Source organism: Klebsiella sp. YJ, assembly GCF_002108615.1.
Classification (GTDB): Bacteria; Pseudomonadota; Gammaproteobacteria; order Enterobacterales; family Enterobacteriaceae; genus Klebsiella; species Klebsiella planticola.
In genome coordinates, this window is the sequence record NZ_MTEG01000016.1 from 33,442 (window position 1) to 54,341 (window position 20,900).

Below are 20,900 nucleotides of genomic sequence, written 5' to 3' on the forward strand. Positions count from 1 at the left end.
GACCAATGAAACGAACTTTAATTGCCCTCGCAGCCCTGCTGGCAAGCGGACAGGCGCTGGCGGACGAATGTGCTAACGCCGGCAATCAGGCTGAGTTGAACCAGTGTACGGCAGCACAATATCAGGCGGCCGATAGCAAGCTGAATCAGACCTATCAGGAAGCGCTGAAACGCGCCGCGGGTAAACAGCAGGAACAGCTGAAAAAAGCGCAGCTGGCGTGGATAGCGCTGCGCGACGCCGACTGCACCTTCCTCGCTTCCGGCGCCGAAGGCGGCAGCGTCCAGCCGATGCTTATCAACCAGTGTATGGCAGACAAAACCGTGGAGCGTGAATCGTTCCTTGCTTCGCTGCTGCAGTGTGAAGATGGCGACCAGAGCTGCCCGCTTCCCCCCGCCAATTAACGTACCCGGATACCTTCAATGATCATCCGCTGGACGTTCTCTACGGTTTGTTGAAAAAACGCCTCGTCGCGCAACGTTGCGCCGGTGACCGCCTCAATCTGCGTGGCAAAATCGGCGTAATGTTGAGTGGTGGCCCAGATCATGAAGATCAGATGCTGAGGGTCGACCGGCGCCAGTTTCCCGCTATCGACCCAGCCAGAGACAATCGCCGACTTTTCATCCACCAGCGCTTTCAGATCGCCGGTCAGCTCGCCCATCAGCAGCGGCGCGCCCTGTAGCATCTCCAGACAAAACAGCCTGGAGGCCTGCGGATAATCGCGCGACACCTCCAGCTTGAGGCGAATATATTCGCGGATAGCGACCAGCGGGCTGATATCTTCGCGAAACGCCCTCAGCGGCGCCAGCCAGATGGTGAGGATCTGCTGCAGCACGGCGACATACAGCGCCTCTTTCGACGGGTAGTAATAGAGTAGATTCGTTTTCGATACCCCGGCCAGCTCTGCAACCTGCTCAAGCCGCGTACCGTGGATACCAAACTGGGAAAATGCGTCCAGCGCAGCGGCCAGGATAGCCTCTTTCTTTGCGCTCACCGCCTGCGAACGCTTCCCGGTTTTTTTCACAGCGCCCTCTGCCATCATCATCTCCTTCTTTCAACGCCATCAGCATAGCAAAAGCCCAACCTTGACACGACCTTATGCACCCCAATTGCGCATGACTGCCGTTTTTTCGTGCACTCATTTTGACCATTTAGTCCACTTTTATCACCTTCATTTTAAGCAACCAATACGCAACACATTAATAACATTGATTTTTGCAAAACTGGCATTCCCTTTGCTTTAGCTTTCTGGCGAGGTGACCCAGGAGATGCAGGATGCAGCACCGCGCGCCTTCTTCGTCAACGATTGCAGAGAGGTACGTATGAAAATTGGTGTCTTCGTTCCGATTGGTAATAACGGCTGGTTGATTTCAACCCATGCCCCGCAGTACATGCCGACGTTCGAACTGAATAAAGCGATCGTCCAGAAAGCGGAGCATTATCATTTTGATTTTGCGCTGTCGATGATCAAACTGCGCGGTTTCGGCGGCAAAACCGAGTTCTGGGATCATAACCTCGAATCTTTCACCTTAATGGCCGGCCTGGCCGCGGTAACCTCGCGGATCCAGATCTACGCCACCGCCGCGACGCTCACGCTGCCGCCGGCCATTGTCGCCCGGATGGCCTCCACCATCGACTCTATCTCCGGCGGCCGCTTCGGCGTCAATCTGGTGACCGGCTGGCAAAAACCGGAATATGAGCAGATGGGCATCTGGCCCGGCGACGATTATTTCGCCCGCCGCTACGACTATCTCACCGAATATGTCCAGGTGCTGCGCGACCTGTGGGGCACCGGGCGCAGCGACTTTAAAGGCGACCACTTCACGATGAACGACTGTCGCGTCAGCCCGCAGCCGTCGCAGCCGATGAAAGTGATCTGCGCCGGGCAAAGCGACGCGGGCATGGCCTTCTCCGCCCAGTATGCCGACTACAACTTCTGTTTCGGCAAAGGGGTCAATACCCCGACCGCCTTTGCGCCGACCGCCGCGCGCATGATGCAGGCGGCGGAAAAGACCGGTCGCGACGTGGGCTCCTATGTGCTGTTCATGGTCATCGCCGATGAAACCGACGAAGCGGCCCGCGCCAAATGGGAGCACTACAAGGCGGGAGCCGATGACGAAGCGCTGGCCTGGCTCACCGAACAAAGCCAAAAAGACACCCGCTCCGGCAGCGACACCAACGTCCGCCAGATGGCCGACCCGACCTCGGCGGTCAATATCAATATGGGAACGCTGGTGGGCTCCTACGCCAACGTCGCCCGAATGCTCGACGACGTCGCCTCCGTCCCCGGCACCGACGGCGTGCTGCTGACGTTTGATGATTTTCTTTCTGGCATCGATGCCTTTGGCCAGCGCATTCAGCCGCTGATGCGCTGCCGTGACCATATTGCCACCGTTACCCGCGAGGTTGCCTGATGATTACGCTTTCCGCCCGTCCGGAATCCCTGACCTTCCCGGCGCAAAATAGCGCGCTGATCGTCGTCGATATGCAAAACGCCTATGCCAGCCAGGGGGGATATCTCGATCTCGCCGGGTTTGATGTCTCCGCCACCCGGCCGGTTATCGACAACATTAATACCGCCGTTGCCGCGGCCCGCGCCGCCGGCATGCTGATCATCTGGTTCCAGAACGGCTGGGATGAGGAGTATATGGAAGCCGGTGGCCCGGGCTCGCCGAACTACCACAAATCTAACGCTCTGAAGACCATGCGCCGTCGTCCTGAACTGCAGGGCAAACTGTTGGCTAAAGGCGGCTGGGATTATCAACTGGTCGATGAGCTGCAGCCCCAGCCCGGCGATGTGGTGCTGCCGAAACCGCGCTACAGCGGCTTTTTCAACACTCAGCTGGACAGTATTTTGCGCAGCCGCGGCATTCGCCACCTGATCTTTACCGGCATCGCCACCAATGTTTGCGTGGAGTCCACCCTGCGCGACGGCTTCTTCCTCGAGTATTTCGGCGTCGTGCTGGAAGACGCCACCCACCAGGCGGGCCCGGCCTTCGCCCAGCAGGCTGCACTGTTCAATATTGAGACCTTCTTTGGCTGGGTCAGCGACGTCGCCAGCTTCTGCGATGCGCTGGCCCCGGCCGCCCCGCTATCTTTCCCGGAGGAGAAACGTTATGCCTAAACAGGTGATTATTCCGCCCGGCACCACCACGCCGATTGCCCCTTTCGTCCCTGGCACCCTGGCCGATGGGGTGGTGTATGTCTCCGGCACCCTGCCGTTTGACAAGCAAAATAACGTGGTCCACATCGGCGACCCAAAGGCGCAAACCCGTCACGTTCTGGAAACGATCAAAACGGTGATCGAAACGGCGGGTGGCAGCATGGAGGATGTGACGTTCAACAGCATCTTTATCACCGACTGGAAAAACTACGCCGCGATTAACGAAGTCTATGCCGAATTTTTCCCCGGTGATAAACCGGCGCGCTTCTGCATTCAGTGCGGACTGGTCAAGCCGGAGGCGCTGGTAGAGATAGCGACCGTCGCCCATATCGGAAAAGCAGCATCATGAAACTGAATATCTCCCCGCCCCCCTTTGAGGGAGCACCGACGGTCGTGCTGAGCGCCGGCTTAGGCGGTGCGGGCAGCTACTGGCTGCCGCAGCGCGCGGCGCTGGAACAACGGTATCAGCTGGTGAGCTATGATCAAAACGGCACCGGTGAAAACGCCGGGCCGCTGCCCGCCGGCTACAGCATGGCGACTATGGCGCAGGAGCTCAATCAGGCGCTGCAGGCGGCGGGAATATCCCGCTTTGCCCTGGTGGGTCACGCCCTGGGGGCGCTGATTGCCCTGCAGCTGGCGCTGGACTTTCCGCAGGCGGTCAGCGGCCTGGTGTTGGTCAACGGCTGGCTAACCCTGTCTCCCCACACCCGCCGCTGTTTTCAGGTACGCGAGCGTCTGCTGCACGCGGGCGGTGCCCAGGCGTGGGTCGAAGCACAGCCTTTATTTCTCTACCCGGCGGAGTGGATGGCCGCGCGGATGCCGAGGCTAGAGGCGGAAGATGCTCTCGCCCTCAGCCATTTTCAGGGCAAGGAGAATCTGCTCAAGCGGCTGCAGGCGTTGAAGCAGGCCGACTTTTCTCGCCGGGCGTCCGCCGTGGCATGCCCGACCCTGATCGTCAGCGCCCATGACGATTTGCTGGTTCCTGCCTCCTGTTCGCGCACGCTACAAGCGGCGATAGCGGGCAGCCAGCGGGTCGAGATGGCCTGGGGCGGCCACGCCTGCAACGTGACCGATGCCGACACCTTCAACCCTATTTTATGCAACGGGCTGGCCGCCATGCTGGCCTGATATCAGGAGAATCTATGAGCGAAAGCATTAGCCAAAGCGCGCGCGACAGTCTGTTTACTCACGCCCGTACCCACAATGGCTGGCTGGATAAACCGGTCAGCGATAGCCTGCTGCACGAAATATACGATCTGATGAAAATGGGGCCGACCTCCGCCAACTGCTCCCCCGCACGGATCCTGTTTGTCCGCACGCCGGAAGGAAAGGAGAAACTGCGTCCGACGCTCTCCAGCGGCAACCTCGAAAAAACCCTGCGCGCGCCGGTGACCGCCATCGTGGCCTGGGATCGCGCCTTCTACGATCGCCTGCCGACGCTGTTCCCCCACGGCGATGCCCGCAGCTGGTTCACCTCCAGTCCGCAGCTGGCGGAAGAGACCGCCTTTCGCAACAGCTCTCTGCAGGCGGCATATCTGATTTTCGCCTGCCGCGCCCTTGGCCTGGATACCGGCCCGATGTCAGGGTTTGACCGCGACAAGGTTGATGCGGCGTTCTTTGCCGACAGCGGCTGGAAGAGCAACCTGTTGATTAATATTGGTTATGGCGACACTGCCAAACTGTATGGCCGCCTGCCGCGCCTGTCCTTTGATGATGCCTGCCAGCTGGCGTAAGGAGCCACTATGTCCGTAGCGGATAAACAGAGTTTTCGTGACGCCATGGCCCAGGTCGGCGCGGCGGTCAACGTGATTACCACCGATGGCCCGGCGGGTCGCGCCGGATTTACCGCCAGCGCGGTCTGTAGCGTCACCGATACACCGCCAACGCTGCTGGTCTGTCTCAACCGCTCCGCCTCGGTGTGGCCGACCTTCCGCCAGCACCAGGCGCTGTGCGTCAACACCCTGGCGGCTGGCCAGGAGTCGCTCTCCAACGTCTTTGGCGGTAAAACGCCGATGGCGGAGCGTTTCGCCGCCGCCGAATGGCAAACCGGTCTCACCGGCTGCCCGCGCCTGGTCGATGCGCTGGTCAGCTTCGATTGTCGTATCAACCAGATAGTCAGCGTCGGCACCCACGACATTTTGTTCTGTGAAGTGGCCGCCATCGTCAGACATCCAGAGCCGCGCGGGCTGATGTGGTTCGACCGCGGCTACCACACGCTTATGCGTCCAGCCTGTTAACTTCAAACCCGGGATATCATCATGGCACTTTTCGATTTTCCTCGCTGGCAGTTGACCTCCCCTTCCGCCGCGTCCGGCGTGGTGGCCCCCGATGAACGCCTCTCCGTCGGACAAACGATGGTCATGGGCGTCCAGCACGCGGTCGCCATGTTTGGCGCCACCGTGCTGATGCCCATCCTGATGGGGCTGGATCCTAACCTGGCGATTTTATTGTCCGGTATCGGCACGCTGCTGTTTTTCCTGGTGACCGGCGGTCGGGTGCCAAGCTACCTGGGCTCCAGCGCCGCCTTCATCGGCGTGGTTATCGCCGTCACCGGCTTTAATGGTCAGGGACTCAATCCGCACCTTAGCGTCGCCCTCGGAGGAATTATCGCCTGCGGCCTGGTGTATACCCTGATTGGCGTGGTGGTGATGAAAATCGGTACCCGCTGGATTGAACGACTGATGCCGCCGGTGGTGACCGGCGCGGTGGTGATGGCCATTGGGCTCAATCTCGCCCCTATCGCCGTACACAGCGTCTCCGCCTCCGCCTTCGATGGCTGGATGGCGGTGCTGACCGTACTCTGTATCGGACTGGTGGCGGTCTTTACCCGCGGGATGATCCAGCGGCTGCTGATTCTCGTCGGCCTGATCGTTGCCTGCGGGCTGTACGCGCTGCTGGCGAATCTCCTCGGGCTGGGTAAACCGCTCGACTTTACCTTACTGCACCAGGCGGCGTGGTTCGGGCTGCCGCACTTTACCGCCCCGACCTTTGACGGCCAGGCGATGATGCTGATAGCCCCGGTGGCGGTGATTCTGGTGGCGGAAAACCTGGGGCATCTGAAAGCGGTCGCCGGCATGACCGGACGCAATATGGACCCTTATATGGGACGGGCGTTCGTCGGCGACGGGCTGGCGACGATGCTCTCCGGCGCGGTGGGCGGCAGCGGCGTGACCACCTATGCGGAAAATATCGGCGTGATGGCGGTGACCAAAGTCTATTCCACCCTGGTGTTTGTTGCCGCCGCGCTGATTGCCATTTTACTCGGCTTTTCACCGAAGTTTGGCGCGTTGATCCATACGATCCCCGGGCCGGTTATCGGCGGCGCGTCGATCGTGGTCTTTGGCTTGATTGCGGTCGCCGGCGCCCGTATCTGGGTACAGAATCGGGTTGACCTGAGTCAGAACAGCAATCTGATCATGGTGGCGGTCACGCTGGTGCTCGGCGCCGGAGATTTCGCCCTGTCGCTGGGCGGGTTTACCCTTGGCGGGATCGGAACGGCCACCTTTGGCGCGATTTTACTTCACGCGCTGCTGAACCGCCGCGTACGTGAAGCAGAACAGCCCGACGTCACCCCCGTTTAAAACGCTACGCTTACGGGGCGGCGAAGAACGTGTCGCCCCACAATCTCATGCGCTGCCAGGGGGGCTCGCGACAGGCAATAAAAACCGCCGGCGGAGGCCGGCGGCGAGGAGGATGTGGCAGGTGCCGAGGAGAGTAGAGCCACATCGAACACAGTCAGCCGGGCAGGTCAGCTATGACGATTGCCGTGACTGTTTTTCCCCCCTTTTTTGCCGGCTTCCGAGGCGCGCTGAGGATCGTTTTTGAAGTTCCCCCCGCTATGCTGGCCACCCTTACGACCTGCTTCTGATGCTCTTTCACGATCCTCAGCAAAGTTGCCGGAACCGCCACGATGGTTTGCCATCACTGACCTCCACTTGGTTAGACATCATCTTGCATTGCGTACAATACGAAGCCGCGACTCAGCGGCATATGGCATGGCCATTTTTCGTATTGCGTGCTGTTAAGCGTAGTGAAGGAAACTCATTCACCAGACAAATAGTAACATTCTGTAATAATTTGACGGCCACAACGGATTTACCGCCGCCCGTGCCGCGCTAAGCGTCTCTTATGGCTGATGAAAAGCGGGCAGATAAAGATGTTTCTTTTTGCGACAAACGCGTTCTTTGCAATTTTGTTATAAATCAAATAAATGATTGTTAGATTTGCACTCTTAGCCAGAGGCCTTATCTTTAAAGGTAGCCAGTCGTTTGGCTGGTCTCTAACGCAACCGAGGAGTGATGCAAATGGCTAAAATTCTGGTGCTTTATTATTCAATGTATGGACACATCGAAACCATGGCTCACGCTGTCGCCGAAGGGGCGAACAAAGTAGACGGCGTTGAGGTGGTCGTGAAGCGCGTGCCGGAAACTATGCAAGCTGAGGCGTTCGCCAAAGCAGGCGGGAAAACGCAGAATGCGCCCGTCGCCACGCCGCAGGAACTGGCAGAGTATGATGCCATCATCTTTGGTACCCCCACCCGTTTCGGCAATATGTCCGGACAAATGCGCACCTTCCTCGATCAGACCGGCGGCCTGTGGGCATCGGGCGCACTGTACGGCAAACTGGCCAGCGTCTTTAGCTCTACCGGTACCGGCGGTGGACAAGAGCAGACCATTACCTCGACCTGGACCACGCTTGCCCATCATGGGATGGTGATTGTCCCTATCGGCTACGGCGCCCAGGAGCTTTTTGATGTGTCGGCGGTGCGCGGCGGCACACCGTATGGCGCAACCACTATCGCCGGCGGCGATGGTTCTCGTCAGCCAAGTCAGGAAGAGCTGGCGATCGCCCGCTATCAGGGTGAACATGTCGCAGGACTGGCAGTTAAACTACACGGCTAACCTTCAGCAGGAGGATTTGCATGCCAACTCAAGAAGCGAAAGCCCACCACGTGGGTGAATGGGCTAGTTTACGAAATACCTCTTTAGAGATCGCCGAAGCGATTTTTGAATTAGCCAAATACGATGAAAAGCTAGCAGAGAAAATTTGGGAAGAAGGCAGCGATGAAGTGCTCTCTTTGGCCTTCGCGAAAACGGATAAAGACGCCCTTTTCTGGGGCGAACAGACCATCGAGCGCAAAAACGTGTAACCCGGAGTGCCCGGCGCATGACCGGGCCAACAAAACAAGACCCGGACCGACCAGCCATGGCCGGTCCGTTTTTTTTATTTCGCCGCGTCGTTCATCACCTGCTTAAAGGTCTCCATCGGACAGAAGCCGTTTGCATCCACCGGACAGCCGTTCAGCGCCAGGGTCACGCGCTGCGGCGGGGATTGCAGGGTTAAGGTTTCGGTATTGCGCAGCTGCGCCGTGCTTTGATACACATACTCAATTTTCATCAGCTCACGGTTGGCGCCGCTATCATGCCAGCGCTGGAAAACAATTTTCCCGCCGATCGGGGTCCGTTCATACTGGTCATGCAGCTGATAAGGTTTGAAGTCTAACGCCGTCAGCAGTGAGGCAATATTGGAATCGTGCCCCACCAACAGCGTCACTTTCGCCGCCTGAGCGGGATCGCTGACCAGCGCTTTATCGATATATTTCACCAGCGGTTTAGCCACGTTGCGCGCCACTTCCGCCGAGGTGAACAGGCTATCCTGATAGCCGTTTTTCAGCTTCGACAACACCTGCCACTGTTTGTCGGTTTTTATCTCGCCCCACGCCACCTGATCCAGCGGATACCCTTCGTAATACTGCAGCGTGAAGGCATCAACCAGCGAGTTGCCCACCTTTAACGGCCCGGAAACGCCCGGTTCCTGCTGATATTTTGCGCTGAAGGTATCCTTGCCGTCGCTCAGCGAGCACTGCTGCTTCTCTTTGCAGGACGGTGAATTTTGATAGTCCGTCATCACTTCGAGTAGCTTGTAGCTGTCGGCCAGCTGCATGGTCTGCCGCTCTTTTTCCATCGCCTGTACGGCTTTTTCGCTGAAGGCGGCAGAATCGTCGGTAATCACCGGATTAAACGTCGGGTCCATGGTGCCCATTTGCGGCTGGTGATGAACCGTAACCCCACAGCCGGGGAACGCGCCGGTTATAAAGAACTGCGCGGTCGCCACGGTACGTTGCAGACTGTTGGCGTAGGCGTAAACGCTATTCTCCGCCGGACACTCGCCGCGGGTGACCAGCCCCTGCTGCGCCAGCCATTCGCGCATATAGTGCCCCATATAGACCTCAAGCACGCCGCCCTTAGTGGTCAGCTGACCGCCGGGCACATCCCACTCCGGCCATGATTTCGGCGTTGACTGCTCCAGCACGCTGCCGTTGTTGGCCAGCGGCGCGCGCAGGTTGTGGCGACTCATGATCAACACCTGCTGTAGCTGATAGCCCTGCGGTGCCGTCTGTTCCTCTGCCTGGGCAGCCGTCGATAACAATACGGCGCCGGCCACGACGCTGGCGAGTAGACTCTTTTGCATCCCTTAATCCTCAGTCAGTGATTATCATCGCTTTCATTGTGACAAATTGATGACATTTTTCCGCACGACGGCTCGCAAACTCACGCAACGGGAGAAACTTTTCGCAGCCCGGGGAAATAGTTTTATAATAAAACGACTGAAGCCACAGGAGCTCTCGTGAAACGTACTCGTCTGGAAAACAGCAGTTGCCCCATTGCCCGCTCACTTGACGTCATTGGCGACTGGTGGTCGCTACTCATTGTCCGCGATGCCCTGGGGGGGACCCGGCGCTTCAGCGAATTTCAAAAGCACCTTGGCATTGCTAAGAACATGCTCGCCGGGCGGCTAAAAATGCTGGTGGAAGAAGGTATTCTCACGATGCAGCCCGCTTCGGACGGTAGCGCGTGGCAGGAGTACGTGCTTACCGAAAAGGGGCGTGGGCTGCAAACTGTGCTGGTGGCGCTGGCGCAATGGGCCGACGAGTATCTGTTGACGCCCGACGAACCCGCCACCGTGTTGATTGATAATCTCACGCGCCAGCCGCTGCGCAAGCTGGTGCTACAGGCCGCCGATGGCCGGACGCTCCGCCCCGACGACATTACCGCCAGACTGCCGCTAACAGACTGATTTTAATCATTATTACTTTTTAATCATTCCTCATAATAAAATAACCTCCGTCAATTGGTTGCATTATTAAACCATTTAACGCATGCTGAATTTGGTTTAATAATGCAACCATATTACTTGAGGTAACTCCATGACGACCCCTTCTTATACCGCTTTGATTACCGGCGCATCTTCCGGCATCGGCGCCCGCTATGCCGAACGTCTCGCCGCTCGCGGCTATCACCTGATTCTGGTCGCACGTCGGGAAGAACGTTTGCAGGCCCTCGCCCAAGAGCTGCAGCGCCAGTACGGCATCCGGGCCGACGTGCTCAAGGCAGACCTGAGCGAAGAAAGCGGTATCCGCGCCGTTGAAGCGCGCCTGCAATCGGATCCGACGATTGCGCTGGTGATTAACAACGCTGGCACGGCGAAAATGGGAGGGTTACTGACCACGGATGTGCGCGAACATCAGATGATTCATACCCTGAATACCACCGCTCTGCTGCGCCTGAGCTATGCGGCGTTGGCCGCCTTCAGCCCTCGAGGTCAGGGGACGCTGATCAATATCGCCTCCATTCTTGCGCTGCATGCGCTACCGGGCAGCGCCGTCTACAGCGCCAGCAAGGCGTGGGTGCTGAGCTTTACCCGCGCGCTTCAGGAGGAGTTTGCCGACAGCGGTTTGCGTATTCAGGCGGTGCTTCCGGCGGCAACCGCGACGGATCTGTGGCCCACCTCCGGCGTCGCTCTTGACGCACTGCCGGCAGGCTCGGTGATGACGACGGAAGATCTGGTGGACGCGGCGCTTAGCGGCCTTGATCAGGGCGAAAATATCACCCTGCCGCCGGTTCACGATCTGGCGCTCTGGACCCATTACGACCAGGCGAGGCTCGCGCTGTTCGGCAGCGCACGCACCGGCCAACCGGCGCCGCGCTATCGCCGGGCTTAACGTTTGAGCAGGTGGCCGTGCTGACTCATCCACTCCGCCAGCGGCTGAAGTGCGCTGCGCATCGACAGCCCCAGGTCAGTTATCTGATATTCAACGCGGGGGGGAATTTCGGGATAGACGCAGCGCGACACCAGCCCGCGCTGCTCGAACAGCCGCAGCTGGCGGGTCAGCTCTTTTTGCGTAATCGGCGCCGCCGCGCGCAGCAGTTCGCCGAAGCGCACCGGCGCATTAAGGACAATCAGCCGGTAGAGAATCGGGATCGCCCACTTCCCGGCAATCAGATTAACAAAATCGGTCATCGGGCAAGCATGCTGCACGAAATTATTTTCCCCGACGCGCGCCGCTGTCTTCGCCATAGCACACCTTTCGCCTCATTAGTATCCAATTGGTACCTGGTATCCTTTGGATACTAAAGCTTTTATAGTCCCTTTTCCACAGCACTGTCAGGAGAAGGTAATGGGACGTTTAGCAGGAAAATATGCGCTGATAACCGGCGGGACCAGCGGGATTGGTCTCGCTACGGCGCAGACGTTTATCGCCGAAGGGGCGCAGGTGGCGGTGACAGGGCGCAATCCGGTCGCCCTTGAGCAGGCGCAGGCGCTACTGGGTAACAATGGCTGGGTCATCGCCGCCGATTCCGGCGACGCCGCCGGGCAGCGCCAGCTGGCCGCAACCCTCACCGACCGCTGGCCGCAGCTGGATGTGGTGTTCGTCAACGCCGGTGATGTCACCCATGCCCCCTTCGGCGACTGGCGCGAAGCGGAGTGGGATCGATTGATGAATATCAACCTGAAAGGGCCGTTCTTCTTGCTGCAGGCGCTGCTGCCGCTGCTCGCCAACCCGGCGTCGGTCATTCTTTGCGGATCGGTCAGCGCCCATATCGGCCTGCCCACCAGCAGCGCCTATGCCGCCAGTAAAGCCGGGCTGCTGTCGCTGGCGCGTACCCTGTCGGCGGAGCTGCTACCGCACGGTATCCGGGTGAATGGCCTGAGTCCGGGCCCCGTGCGCACCCCGGCGCTGGATAAACTCGGCCTCAGCGCCCAGGCCTTGAGCGACCTGCAGGAGGAGATCAAAAACCTGGTGCCGCTGGGACGGATGGGCACGCCGCAGGAGCTGGCCAACGCCGCCCTGTATCTGGCATCGGATGAGTCCAGCTACGTACTCGGCAGCGAACTGCGGGTGGATGGCGGCACGGGAAATCTCTGATCCGGCGGCGGCGGGCGTTACTCCGGTAGCGGTACCGCCGCCAGCGTGCAGATCGCCTCATGCTCGCCGCCGCGGCGATCGACCATCACCACTTTGTCCCCCGCTTTTTTGCCTTCACAGGGTTTTAGCACCTGATCCATGATTCGTTCGCGGGTTTGTTGGCGATCTGACTCCGCTGCGCCGGCAAATGAAGTCAGGATAAGAGTCAGCCCAACCAGGCCGACGATATGTTGATTACGCATGCATTACTCTCAGACAATTCTTACTCAAATGCAGGGTATCAGCCCGCGGGCCGTACGTCTGTAAAATCACTTAACGGAGTGTTACCCGGCCGACGAAACGGCGCTTCAGACCGGTCAGTATGATTTTATCATCCTGATTTTTTTCGATTTTAACCGTAAAACGAGTCATATTTCGGACACATCCTGATGCTATCTTACACGTAACTTAATAGAGTTCATGGTTTTCAACTCAAGCCCAGGATCGCTTATGTCCGGTATTATTCTCATTGTTGTCGCGGTCATTTTGCTGGGAGTGGCGATTTACAGTCTGGTGTCATACGTCAAAGAACGCCGCGCCAGCCAGCTCCCGACCCATAAGAAGAAAAAATAGCCCCTCCCGAGGTACCACGTTGCGCCACGACGCATCCAGGAAGAATAAAAGCAGGCGTTATGCCTGCTTTTATTCTTTACTTCCTGTTCAGTCTGAACGGTTACGACTCCCAGGCCTGCTCCGCTTTACGGGCGTCAAACTGCGGCGGAGGCTGACGGAAGCGACGGGTCAGCCAGGTCAGATACAGCAGCCCTAACGCCGCCCACACCAGACCCAGGGTCAATGATGTTGCCTCCAGGTTAACCCACAGGACCGCTACCGTCGCCGCGCCAATTAGCGGCAGAATCAGGTAGTGCACGCGATCCTTCCACGTTTTGTTATAGCCTTTACGCCGCCAGAAGTGGTTGAACACCGACAGGTTGACGAAGGTAAACGCCACCAGCGCGCCAAAGTTAATCAGCGCCGTCGCGGTCACCAGATCAAAGAACAGCGCCGACATCGCCACCACGCCCACCATCAACACGTTGAGGGCCGGGGTCCGCCATTTCGGATGGACATAGCCAAAAATACGCTCCGGAAAGACATTATCGCGCCCCATGACATACAGCAGGCGGGAGACGCTGGCGTGCGACGCCAGCCCCGACGCCAGCGTGTTGACGAAGGTGGTACAGAGGAAAATCGACTGGAACAGTTTCCCGCCGACGTACAGCGCAATTTCCGGCAGCGCCGCATCCGGATCCTTAAAGCGGCTGATATCGGGGAAAAAGAGCTGCATAAAGAAGGAGGCGACGATAAAGATAATCCCGCCATAGACCGCCGTCAGGAAAATGGCTTTCGGAATGGTGCGTGCGGCATCCGGCGTCTCTTCCGACAGCGTGGTGACCGCATCAAAACCGAGGAACGAGAAACAGACAATCGTCGCCCCGGTGATAATCGGAATCAGATGGGCATTCTGGCTGATAAACGGTTGCAGCGACCAGACGGTCCCGACCCCTTCACCCTTATGCAGCCCCTGCACCACCAGGAAAATAAAGACGACCATGATCGCAATCTGCACCAGCACAAACAGCGTATTGAAGTTGGCCACCAGATTGACGCTTTTGATATTCGCCGCGGTCAGAATCGCCACAAATCCCACCACCCACACCCACGGCGGAACTTCCGGAAACAGCGCCGACAGATAGATCTTCGCCAGTAGCACGTTGATCATCGGTAAAAAGAGATAATCCAGCAGTGAAGACCAGCCCACCATAAAACCCACGTGCGGGCTGATCGACTTCTGCGCATAGGTATACGCCGACCCGGCCTCCGGGAACTGTCGCACCAGCTTACCGTAGCTGATGGCGGTGAACAGCACCCCGGCCAACGCCAGAAGATAGGACGCGGGAACGTGGCCGTTACTGATTCCCGAGACAATACCAAAGGTATCAAACACCGTCATCGGGGTGAGATAGGCCAGCCCCATCATCACCACCTGCCAGAGCTTGAGCGACTTGCGCAAACGCGGTTTCCCCGCCGCGGATGAGATGTCGAGAGAAGTGTTAGCAGCCATAGTTATACCCCCCCATGTAAACGTGGGTTTGCGGGCGCAATGACCGGGTAACAAACCTGCTTAGCAAGGGGGTAAGGCATAAATAATCGGTTAAAACGTTTCGGCATACGGCGGTTGATTTCGCGTTATTACGGCATGCATCGCGGCCTTCATGGCCTCCTTCTCCCTGCGGATATTTGAACATCGGCGTCATCTCTTACCTCGTCACACACTGTGTCGTTAACTGAAGCCCCGTTATCGCCTGCGCTCCTTTACGCGACATCCGGGAAATGGCTGGACTCCCAGCAAAAACGTCCGACCAGGCTCCGCTCAGGCCGTATGATGCTACTTGTCTATCAAATCTACAGGCCCCTTGCGGGGCGGCAATCAGGCGTTTTTCAACATCCACTCAATTTCGGTTTCTGTGATAAGACGCTCAAACTGCAGTAATTCGTCATGTTTACAGGCGTGGTAAACGTGGCAGAAACGTTCCCCCAGGCGCTCACGCAGGCTATCGTTTTGCATAAACTCCCACAGCGCATCGCTTTGACGGATCGGGAACGGCAGCCCTTCCTGCTCCAGACCGTTGCCCTCTACCTCTTCCTGCAACGGCAGCGTATTGTCCAGACCGTGCAAGATGCCGGCAAAGATCGCCGCCATCACCAGATACGGGTTGGCGTCGGCCCCCGCCACGCGATACTCCACCCGGTGATTCTGGCGATCGCCGCAGGGGATCCGCAGCGCCACCGTCCGGTTGTTATGCCCCCAGGAGGCCTGCGTCGGCACATACATACCCGGCTGGAAGCGGCGGTATGAGTTGACGTTTGGCGCCAGCAGCGCCATCGACGCCGGCATCAGGTCAATCATCCCGGCGAGCGCGCGTTTCAGCAGCGCAGAATCTTCGCCACTGGCATCCGCGAGAACGTTTTCGCCCTTGTTGTTTTGCATGCTGATATGGATGTGCATCCCGCTACCGGCATGCTCTTCATAAGGCTTGGCCATAAAAGTGGCATGCATCTTATGCTTCTCTGCCATCAAACGCACGAGGCGTTTTAACGCCAGCGCATCGTCGCAGGCATCCAGCACGTTATCGGTGTGATGAAGGTTGATTTCGAACTGACCCGGCGACGCTTCCGCCACCGCGCCATCGGCCGGAATCAGCTGCAGCTGGGCCAGCTCATCAATGTCGTTGAGCACGTCGGCGAAGTGGTTGAGGTTATCCACGGAGTAGACCTGGCTTTGGGTGTTGCGATCGCCGGTACCCGGCGCGCAAGGCGGCTGGAGATAGCCTTCCGCATCGCGTTTACGATCGAGTAAATAGAACTCCAGCTCTACCGCTACCACGGGGAACAACCCACGCTGGCGCAGCTGCTGCCAGAGTCGATTGAGAACGTTCCGCGGCTCAACGTCAAAGGGAGCGCCATCTTCATCAACCATGGTCAGCTGCAGCTGCGCGATAGACTCCGGGTCGGCGGCAGAAGGGGTTAAGGTGCCCGGTACCGGTACGCAGGTACAGTCCGGTTCCCCCATCTCCTGGCCCAGACCGGCCTCTTCCACCACATTCCCCAGAATATCCATGGCAAAAACGGAGGCCGGGAAGTAGCACCCTTTTTCCAGTTTGCTCAGGCTGGAGACCGGGATGCGCTTACCGCGGAAACAGCCGTTCAGATCGGTCAGCAGCACATCGACGTACTGCGTATTCGGATACTGCTCAAGGTAGCGCTTCACTTCCCAGGTGAATGCGCTGCCCCGTCTCTCTTCTGACTGCTGAACAAAATTCTCAACTTCTACAATATTGGTTTCCATCATTCACCGCCGTTGTGTTGGTTTCGGAGCCGGGCTTTCTTGCCGTTAAATATAATGTCCACCATTCGAATGTGTATGCAAACAAAATGTTTGTAAAATGTTAAATTAAGTTTGCAAACGGCAATTCTCACTGCTAGATTGAGAAAATATTGAACGATATGGCCATTTAAAGCGCTAAACGGTCATAATTTAGTCCACTTTGTGAGGGCGATCATGGAAAATATAATGTACAAGCCAGTTATTGGTGTCGTGATGTGCAGGAACAGGCTGAAGGGTCACCAGACCCAGACCCTGCAAGAAAAATACCTGAATGCAATAATTAACGCCGGTGGATTGCCGATTGCCCTGCCGCATGCGCTGGCCGAACCGGAACTGCTTGCCGCGTTGTTACCGCAACTGGACGGCATTTACCTGCCGGGCAGCCCCAGCAATGTGCAGCCGCACCTTTATGGTGAAAACGGCGATGAGCCTGACGCCGATCCCGGGCGTGATCTTCTGAGCATGGCACTGATAAACGCCGCACTCGAAAGGCGCATCCCCATTTTCGCCATCTGCCGTGGGTTACAGGAACTGGTTGTCGCCACCGGTGGGACTCTGTATCGTCGTCTTTTCGAGCAGCCGGAGCTCCTCGAACATCGCGAAGATGCAGAACTGCCGGTAGAGCAGCAATATGCGCCGTCTCACGAAGTACAGGTTCAGCAAGGAGGATTACTTTCACAGTTAATACCGGGCTGCAACACGTTTTGGGTAAACTCGCTACATGGGCAGGGAGCAAAGACATTAAGCTCGCGTCTGCGCGTCGAAGCCCGTTCTTCCGATGGGCTGGCAGAAGCGGTCAGCGTCAATGACCACCCCTTCGCGCTGGGGGTACAGTGGCATCCGGAATGGAACAGTAGTGAATACGCCCTGTCGCGTTTGTTGTTTGAAGGTTTTATCACCGCCTGTCAGAACCGCATGGCTGAAAAGCCGCGGCTCTGACCATTACAGTTAAGGAAATGCAAATATGAGCGATGACGGACTGGCGCCAGGAAAACGTCTGTCAGCGATCCGCCAACAGCTGGGTCTCTCACAACGTCGTGCCGCCGAACTGTCTGGGTTAACACATAGTGCCATCAGTACCATAGAACAGGACAAAGTCAGTCCTGCCATCAGTACGCTGCAAAAGCTGCTGAAAGTTTATGGGCTGTCGCTCTCGGAATTCTTTTCTGAACCAGAAAAACCTGATGAACCGCAGGTGGTTATTAATCAGGATGACCTTATCGAAATCGGCAGTCAGGGGGTTTCGATGAAGCTGGTGCATAACGGAAATCCGAACCGTACGCTGGCGATGATTTTTGAAACTTACCAGCCTGGAACCACAACCGGGGAGAGGATCAAACATCAAGGTGAGGAAATTGGCACCATACTGGAAGGTGAAGTCGTACTGGTCATCAATGGTCAGTCGTATCATCTGGTTGCTGGGCAAAGCTATGCCATAAATACCGGCATACCGCACAGTTTCAGCAATACTTCGGCCGGCATTTGCCGAATTATCAGTGCCCATACCCCCACCACATTCTGATTTTTTAGCCTGAGCAGGTTTCAGGCTTTCTTCTGGCCTGCTCCGTCGGATGCCCTGTTTCCGGCGGAGCGAAGAACACGCAAATAATACGCAGCGTAGTGCGGAATCTTATTTCCTGCTGGCCGCAATAATACGCGCAAATAAAACGCGCTAAAGACGGTATCTGACTCCGGGGACGCCCTGCGCCCTGTGCTGTCTGAAATGCCCACTATTCGATTATGTGATTAAGGAGTCTTATATGGATTTCAAACATCTGGCCTGGTGGCAGGATAAAGCGAAAAGCATGGAGATTGAAACGCGGTTATTTATTAATGGCGAATACTGCTCTGCTGTCGATAATACCACGTTTGAAACCATCGACCCTGCCGCCCAGCACACGCTGGCGCACGTCGCCCGCGGTAAAAAGGCCGACGTCGACCTCGCCGTTCAGGCCGCGCGCCGCGTCTTTGAATGCGGCGACTGGTCACAGGCGTCACCCGCGAAGCGTAAAGCGGTGCTCAATAAGCTGGCGGACCTGATGGAAAGCCACCGTGAAGAGCTGGCGCTGCTGGAGACCCTCGATACCGGAAAGCCGATCCGCCACAGCCTGCGCGACGATATCCCCGGCGCTGCCAGGGCCATCCGCTGGTATGCGGAAGCCATCGACAAAGTGTATGGCGAAGTCGCGCCGACCGGCGTCAATGAGCTGGCGATGATCGTCCGCGAACCGGTAGGCGTGATTGCCGCCGTGGTCCCGTGGAATTTCCCGCTGCTGCTGGCCTGCTGGAAACTCGGCCCGGCGCTGGCTACCGGCAATAGCATCGTGCTTAAACCGTCTGAGAAATCACCGCTCACCGCCCTGCGTCTTGCAGGCCTGGCGAAAGAAGCCGGGCTGCCGGACGGTGTGCTGAACGTGATCAGCGGTTTTGGCCATGAAGCGGGCCAGGCCCTGGCGCTGCACCCGGACGTCGAGGTCATCACCTTTACCGGCTCCACCCGCACCGGCAAACAGCTGTTAAAAGATGCCGGCGACAGCAACATGAAGCGCGTCTGGCTGGAAGCCGGCGGTAAAAGCGCCAATATCGTCTTTGCCGACTGCCCGGATCTGCAAAAAGCGGTCAACGCCACCGCCGGCGGCATCTTCTACAACCAGGGCCAGGTGTGCATCGCCGGGACCCGCCTGCTGGTTGAAGACAGCATTGCCGATGAGTTCCTCAGCCGTCTGCAGGAGCAGGCTCGCCTCTGGCAGCCGGGCAACCCGCTCGACCCCAACACCACCATGGGCATGTTGATTGATAACACCCATGCCGACAGCGTCCACAGCTTTATCCGCGTGGGTGAGAGTCACAGCACCTTACTGATCGATGGGCGGAAAAATCCGTGGCCGGCCGCCGTCGGCCCGACCATTTTTGTCGATGTCGATCCGGCCTCCCCTCTGAGCCGGGAAGAGATTTTCGGCCCGGTACTGGTGGTTACCCGCTTCACCTGCGAAGAAGAGGCGTTACGGCTTGCCAACGACAGCCATTACGGCCTGGGCGCCGCGGTCTGGACGCGCGATCTTTCCCGCGCCCACCGCATGAGCCGGCGCCTGAAAGCGGGCTCCGTTTTTGTGAACAACTATAACGATGGTGATATGACCGTCCCGTTTGGCGGCTATAAGCAAAGCGGAAACGGACGCGATAAGTCTCTGCACGCGCTGGAAAAATTCACCGAACTGAAAACGATTTGGATGACTCTGGAGTCTTAATTATGACCGAACATACCACCAGTTATTACGCCGCCAGCGCCAACAAATACGCACCGTTTCCGACGCTGAGCGAATCCATCAGCTGCGATGTCTGCGTCGTCGGCGGCGGCTACACCGGCCTCTCTTCCGCCTTACATCTTGCCGAAATGGGCTACGACGTGGTGCTGCTGGAAAGCGCCCGGATCGGCTTTGGCGCCAGCGGGCGCAACGGCGGCCAGCTGGTAAACTCCTACAGCCGCGATATCGACGTGATTGAAAAAACCTACGGACCGGACGCGGCAAGAATGCTCGGCAGCATGATGTTTGAAGGTGGCGAGATCATCCGCGAACGTATCCAGCGCTATCAGATTCAGTGCGACTATCGTCCCGGCGGCCTGTTTGTGGCGATGAACCACAAACAGCTGGAAACCCTGGAAGAACAGAAAGCGAACTGGGAGCGCTACGGTAATAACCAGCTAGAGCTGCTGGACGCCAATGCCATCCGCCGCGAGGTCAACAGCGATCGTTACACCGGCGCCCTGCTCGATCATAGCGGTGGTCATATTCATCCTCTGAATCTGGCCATCGGCGAAGCGGATGCCATTCGTCTGAACGGCGGACGGATTTATGAACAATCGCCGGTCACCCGTATCCAGCACACCAGCCCGGCAGTGGTGAGCACCGCCAAAGGCCAGGTGACCGCTCGCTACGTGATCGTCGCCGGGAACGCCTACCTTGGCGACAAAGTGGAGCCGGAGCTGGCCAAACGCAGTATGCCGTGCGGTACCCAGGTGGTCACCACCGAGCCGCTGTCCGAGGAGGTCGCCCGCTCGCTGATCCCGAAAAATTACTGCGTGGAGGACTGCAACTATCTGCTGGACTACTACCGCCTGACCGGCGATAACCGTCTGCTGTACGGCGGTGGCGTAGTCTACGGCGCCCGCGATCCGGACGATGTTGAACGCCTGATCATGCCGAAGCTGCTGAAGACTTTCCCGCAGCTGAAAGGGGTGAAAATCGATTATCGCTGGACCGGCAACTTCCTGCTGACGCTTTCGAGGATGCCGCAGTTCGGTCGCCTGGACAACAACATCTATTACATGCAGGGCTACAGCGGCCACGGCGTCACCTGTACCCACCTCGCCGGTCGGCTGATTTCCGAGCTGCTGCGCGGGGATGCCGAGCGCTTCGACGCCTTTGCCAACCTGCCGCACTACCCGTTCCCGGGCGGACGAAGCCTGCGTATTCCGTTTACCGCGATGGGCGCGGCGTACTACAGCCTGCGCGACCGCCTCGGGGTGTAAGCCGGTACACCGCCTGGGGTCGATAACTGCCGCCGGGTTCGTTGATCCCGCGCCCGGCAGCACCCGCCGCCGG

26 protein-coding genes are annotated in these 20,900 nt (G+C 58.1%); 18 read left to right on the forward strand and 8 right to left on the reverse strand.

What is annotated here, in order from left to right; translation table 11 throughout:
• The first annotated feature begins 5 nt into the window (after nucleotides 1–5).
• Complete coding sequence (locus BV390_RS17515; RefSeq protein WP_032700332.1) at nucleotides 6–401, forward strand: lysozyme inhibitor LprI family protein; 396 nt, start codon at nucleotides 6–8, stop codon at nucleotides 399–401.
• On the opposite strand, the gene rutR is transcribed toward BV390_RS17515, so the two are convergent.
• A complete protein-coding gene (rutR, locus tag BV390_RS17520; protein WP_032688413.1) occupies nucleotides 398–1,036 on the reverse strand; it encodes an HTH-type transcriptional regulator RutR in 639 nt (212 codons plus the stop codon). The genes BV390_RS17515 and rutR overlap by 4 nt on opposite strands.
• A gap of 283 nt (nucleotides 1,037–1,319) precedes the next feature.
• On the opposite strand from rutR, the gene rutA reads away from it, so the two are divergent.
• The 7 genes from rutA to rutG are packed head-to-tail and all read left to right on the forward strand — an operon-like array spanning nucleotide 1,320 to nucleotide 6,741.
• Complete coding sequence (rutA, locus tag BV390_RS17525) at nucleotides 1,320–2,411, forward strand: pyrimidine utilization protein A (protein ID WP_032688611.1); 1,092 nt, start codon at nucleotides 1,320–1,322, stop codon at nucleotides 2,409–2,411.
• Nucleotides 2,411–3,121, forward strand: a complete 711-nt coding sequence (rutB, locus tag BV390_RS17530; RefSeq protein ID WP_032695714.1) for a pyrimidine utilization protein B — start codon at nucleotides 2,411–2,413, stop codon at nucleotides 3,119–3,121. Before rutA ends, rutB begins: the two co-directional genes overlap by 1 nt.
• Nucleotides 3,114–3,509, forward strand: coding sequence for a pyrimidine utilization protein C (rutC, locus tag BV390_RS17535; protein WP_032688415.1), 396 nt, complete (start codon nucleotides 3,114–3,116; stop codon nucleotides 3,507–3,509). Before rutB ends, rutC begins: the two co-directional genes overlap by 8 nt.
• On the forward strand, nucleotides 3,503–4,288 hold the full coding sequence (gene rutD, locus BV390_RS17540; protein ID WP_032695975.1) for a pyrimidine utilization protein D: 786 nt from the start codon (nucleotides 3,503–3,505) through the stop codon (nucleotides 4,286–4,288). Before rutC ends, rutD begins: the two co-directional genes overlap by 7 nt.
• A gap of 14 nt (nucleotides 4,289–4,302) precedes the next feature.
• Nucleotides 4,303–4,893, forward strand: a complete 591-nt coding sequence (locus BV390_RS17545; protein ID WP_032688417.1) for a malonic semialdehyde reductase — start codon at nucleotides 4,303–4,305, stop codon at nucleotides 4,891–4,893.
• Between the two features lie 9 nt (nucleotides 4,894–4,902).
• Nucleotides 4,903–5,397 carry an NADH-dependent FMN reductase RutF gene (rutF, locus tag BV390_RS17550; RefSeq protein WP_004860416.1) on the forward strand — a complete coding sequence of 165 codons (495 nt, stop codon included), beginning with the start codon at nucleotides 4,903–4,905 and terminating at the stop codon, nucleotides 5,395–5,397.
• 21 nt (nucleotides 5,398–5,418) lie between these two features.
• Nucleotides 5,419–6,741, forward strand: coding sequence for a pyrimidine utilization transport protein G (rutG, locus tag BV390_RS17555; protein WP_032688418.1), 1,323 nt, complete (start codon nucleotides 5,419–5,421; stop codon nucleotides 6,739–6,741).
• Nucleotides 6,742–6,908: 167 nt separating this feature from the next.
• Here rutG and BV390_RS17560 read toward each other — a convergent pair whose 3' ends face one another.
• Nucleotides 6,909–7,082, reverse strand: coding sequence for a con-10 family general stress protein (locus BV390_RS17560; protein WP_004860412.1), 174 nt, complete (start codon nucleotides 7,080–7,082; stop codon nucleotides 6,909–6,911).
• A 382-nt stretch (nucleotides 7,083–7,464) separates the two neighbouring features.
• On the opposite strand from BV390_RS17560, the gene wrbA reads away from it, so the two are divergent.
• Nucleotides 7,465–8,061 (forward strand): NAD(P)H:quinone oxidoreductase, encoded by a 597-nt coding sequence (wrbA, locus tag BV390_RS17565; protein WP_004860410.1) that lies wholly within the window; start codon nucleotides 7,465–7,467, stop codon nucleotides 8,059–8,061.
• A gap of 20 nt (nucleotides 8,062–8,081) precedes the next feature.
• Nucleotides 8,082–8,309: a YccJ family protein gene (locus BV390_RS17570; protein ID WP_004860407.1), complete on the forward strand. Its 228-nt coding sequence runs from the start codon at nucleotides 8,082–8,084 to the stop codon at nucleotides 8,307–8,309.
• A gap of 74 nt (nucleotides 8,310–8,383) precedes the next feature.
• On the opposite strand, the gene agp is transcribed toward BV390_RS17570, so the two are convergent.
• A complete protein-coding gene (gene agp / locus BV390_RS17575; protein WP_032695711.1) occupies nucleotides 8,384–9,631 on the reverse strand; it encodes a bifunctional glucose-1-phosphatase/inositol phosphatase in 1,248 nt (415 codons plus the stop codon).
• Between the two features lie 156 nt (nucleotides 9,632–9,787).
• Here agp and BV390_RS17580 point away from each other — a divergent pair, with 156 nt between their 5' ends.
• Nucleotides 9,788–10,237, forward strand: coding sequence for a winged helix-turn-helix transcriptional regulator (locus BV390_RS17580; protein WP_064793567.1), 450 nt, complete (start codon nucleotides 9,788–9,790; stop codon nucleotides 10,235–10,237).
• 130 nt (nucleotides 10,238–10,367) lie between these two features.
• Entirely contained in the window at nucleotides 10,368–11,162 is a 795-nt protein-coding gene (locus BV390_RS17585) for an SDR family NAD(P)-dependent oxidoreductase (RefSeq protein WP_085397156.1), read from the forward strand.
• Here BV390_RS17585 and BV390_RS17590 read toward each other — a convergent pair.
• Nucleotides 11,159–11,518 carry a winged helix-turn-helix transcriptional regulator gene (locus BV390_RS17590; protein ID WP_032688422.1) on the reverse strand — a complete coding sequence of 120 codons (360 nt, stop codon included), beginning with the start codon at nucleotides 11,516–11,518 and terminating at the stop codon, nucleotides 11,159–11,161. The two genes, BV390_RS17585 and BV390_RS17590, sit on opposite strands and share 4 nt — an antisense overlap.
• 100 nt (nucleotides 11,519–11,618) lie before the next feature.
• Between BV390_RS17590 and BV390_RS17595 the strand changes: the two genes are divergently transcribed.
• Nucleotides 11,619–12,368, forward strand: a complete 750-nt coding sequence (locus tag BV390_RS17595; protein WP_032695708.1) for an SDR family oxidoreductase — start codon at nucleotides 11,619–11,621, stop codon at nucleotides 12,366–12,368.
• A gap of 17 nt (nucleotides 12,369–12,385) precedes the next feature.
• On the opposite strand, the gene BV390_RS17600 is transcribed toward BV390_RS17595, so the two are convergent.
• Nucleotides 12,386–12,610 (reverse strand): hypothetical protein, encoded by a 225-nt coding sequence (locus BV390_RS17600; RefSeq protein ID WP_032688424.1) that lies wholly within the window; start codon nucleotides 12,608–12,610, stop codon nucleotides 12,386–12,388.
• 247 nt (nucleotides 12,611–12,857) lie between these two features.
• Between BV390_RS17600 and BV390_RS30760 the strand changes: the two genes are divergently transcribed.
• A complete protein-coding gene (locus BV390_RS30760; protein ID WP_004860391.1) occupies nucleotides 12,858–12,980 on the forward strand; it encodes a small membrane protein in 123 nt (40 codons plus the stop codon).
• A gap of 100 nt (nucleotides 12,981–13,080) precedes the next feature.
• Here the strand turns inward: BV390_RS30760 and BV390_RS17605 are convergent, their stop codons facing one another.
• The 3 genes from BV390_RS17605 to BV390_RS17615 all read right to left on the reverse strand — a co-directional run bounded on the left by BV390_RS17605 (nucleotide 13,081) and on the right by BV390_RS17615 (nucleotide 16,257).
• Nucleotides 13,081–14,472: an APC family permease gene (locus BV390_RS17605; RefSeq protein WP_032688425.1), complete on the reverse strand. Its 1,392-nt coding sequence runs from the start codon at nucleotides 14,470–14,472 to the stop codon at nucleotides 13,081–13,083.
• On the reverse strand, nucleotides 14,462–14,665 hold the full coding sequence (locus BV390_RS32105; RefSeq protein ID WP_072000007.1) for a YmjE family protein: 204 nt from the start codon (nucleotides 14,663–14,665) through the stop codon (nucleotides 14,462–14,464). Before BV390_RS32105 ends, BV390_RS17605 begins: the two co-directional genes overlap by 11 nt.
• A gap of 173 nt (nucleotides 14,666–14,838) precedes the next feature.
• The gene (locus BV390_RS17615; protein WP_032688426.1) at nucleotides 14,839–16,257 is read right to left on the reverse strand and encodes a glutamine synthetase family protein; all 1,419 of its coding nucleotides are present in this window, start codon (nucleotides 16,255–16,257) and stop codon (nucleotides 14,839–14,841) included.
• Between the two features lie 225 nt (nucleotides 16,258–16,482).
• Between BV390_RS17615 and puuD the strand changes: the two genes are divergently transcribed.
• From puuD to BV390_RS17635, 4 genes are all read left to right on the forward strand, one after another.
• Nucleotides 16,483–17,235 (forward strand): gamma-glutamyl-gamma-aminobutyrate hydrolase, encoded by a 753-nt coding sequence (gene puuD / locus BV390_RS17620; RefSeq protein ID WP_181890568.1) that lies wholly within the window; start codon nucleotides 16,483–16,485, stop codon nucleotides 17,233–17,235.
• A gap of 25 nt (nucleotides 17,236–17,260) precedes the next feature.
• Nucleotides 17,261–17,818, forward strand: coding sequence for an HTH-type transcriptional regulator PuuR (gene puuR / locus BV390_RS17625; RefSeq protein ID WP_032688428.1), 558 nt, complete (start codon nucleotides 17,261–17,263; stop codon nucleotides 17,816–17,818).
• 238 nt (nucleotides 17,819–18,056) lie between these two features.
• Nucleotides 18,057–19,544, forward strand: coding sequence for an aldehyde dehydrogenase PuuC (gene puuC, locus BV390_RS17630; RefSeq protein ID WP_032695707.1), 1,488 nt, complete (start codon nucleotides 18,057–18,059; stop codon nucleotides 19,542–19,544).
• 2 nt (nucleotides 19,545–19,546) lie between these two features.
• Nucleotides 19,547–20,827: an NAD(P)/FAD-dependent oxidoreductase gene (locus BV390_RS17635; RefSeq protein ID WP_032688430.1), complete on the forward strand. Its 1,281-nt coding sequence runs from the start codon at nucleotides 19,547–19,549 to the stop codon at nucleotides 20,825–20,827.
• The last annotated feature ends 73 nt before the right edge of the window (nucleotides 20,828–20,900 follow it).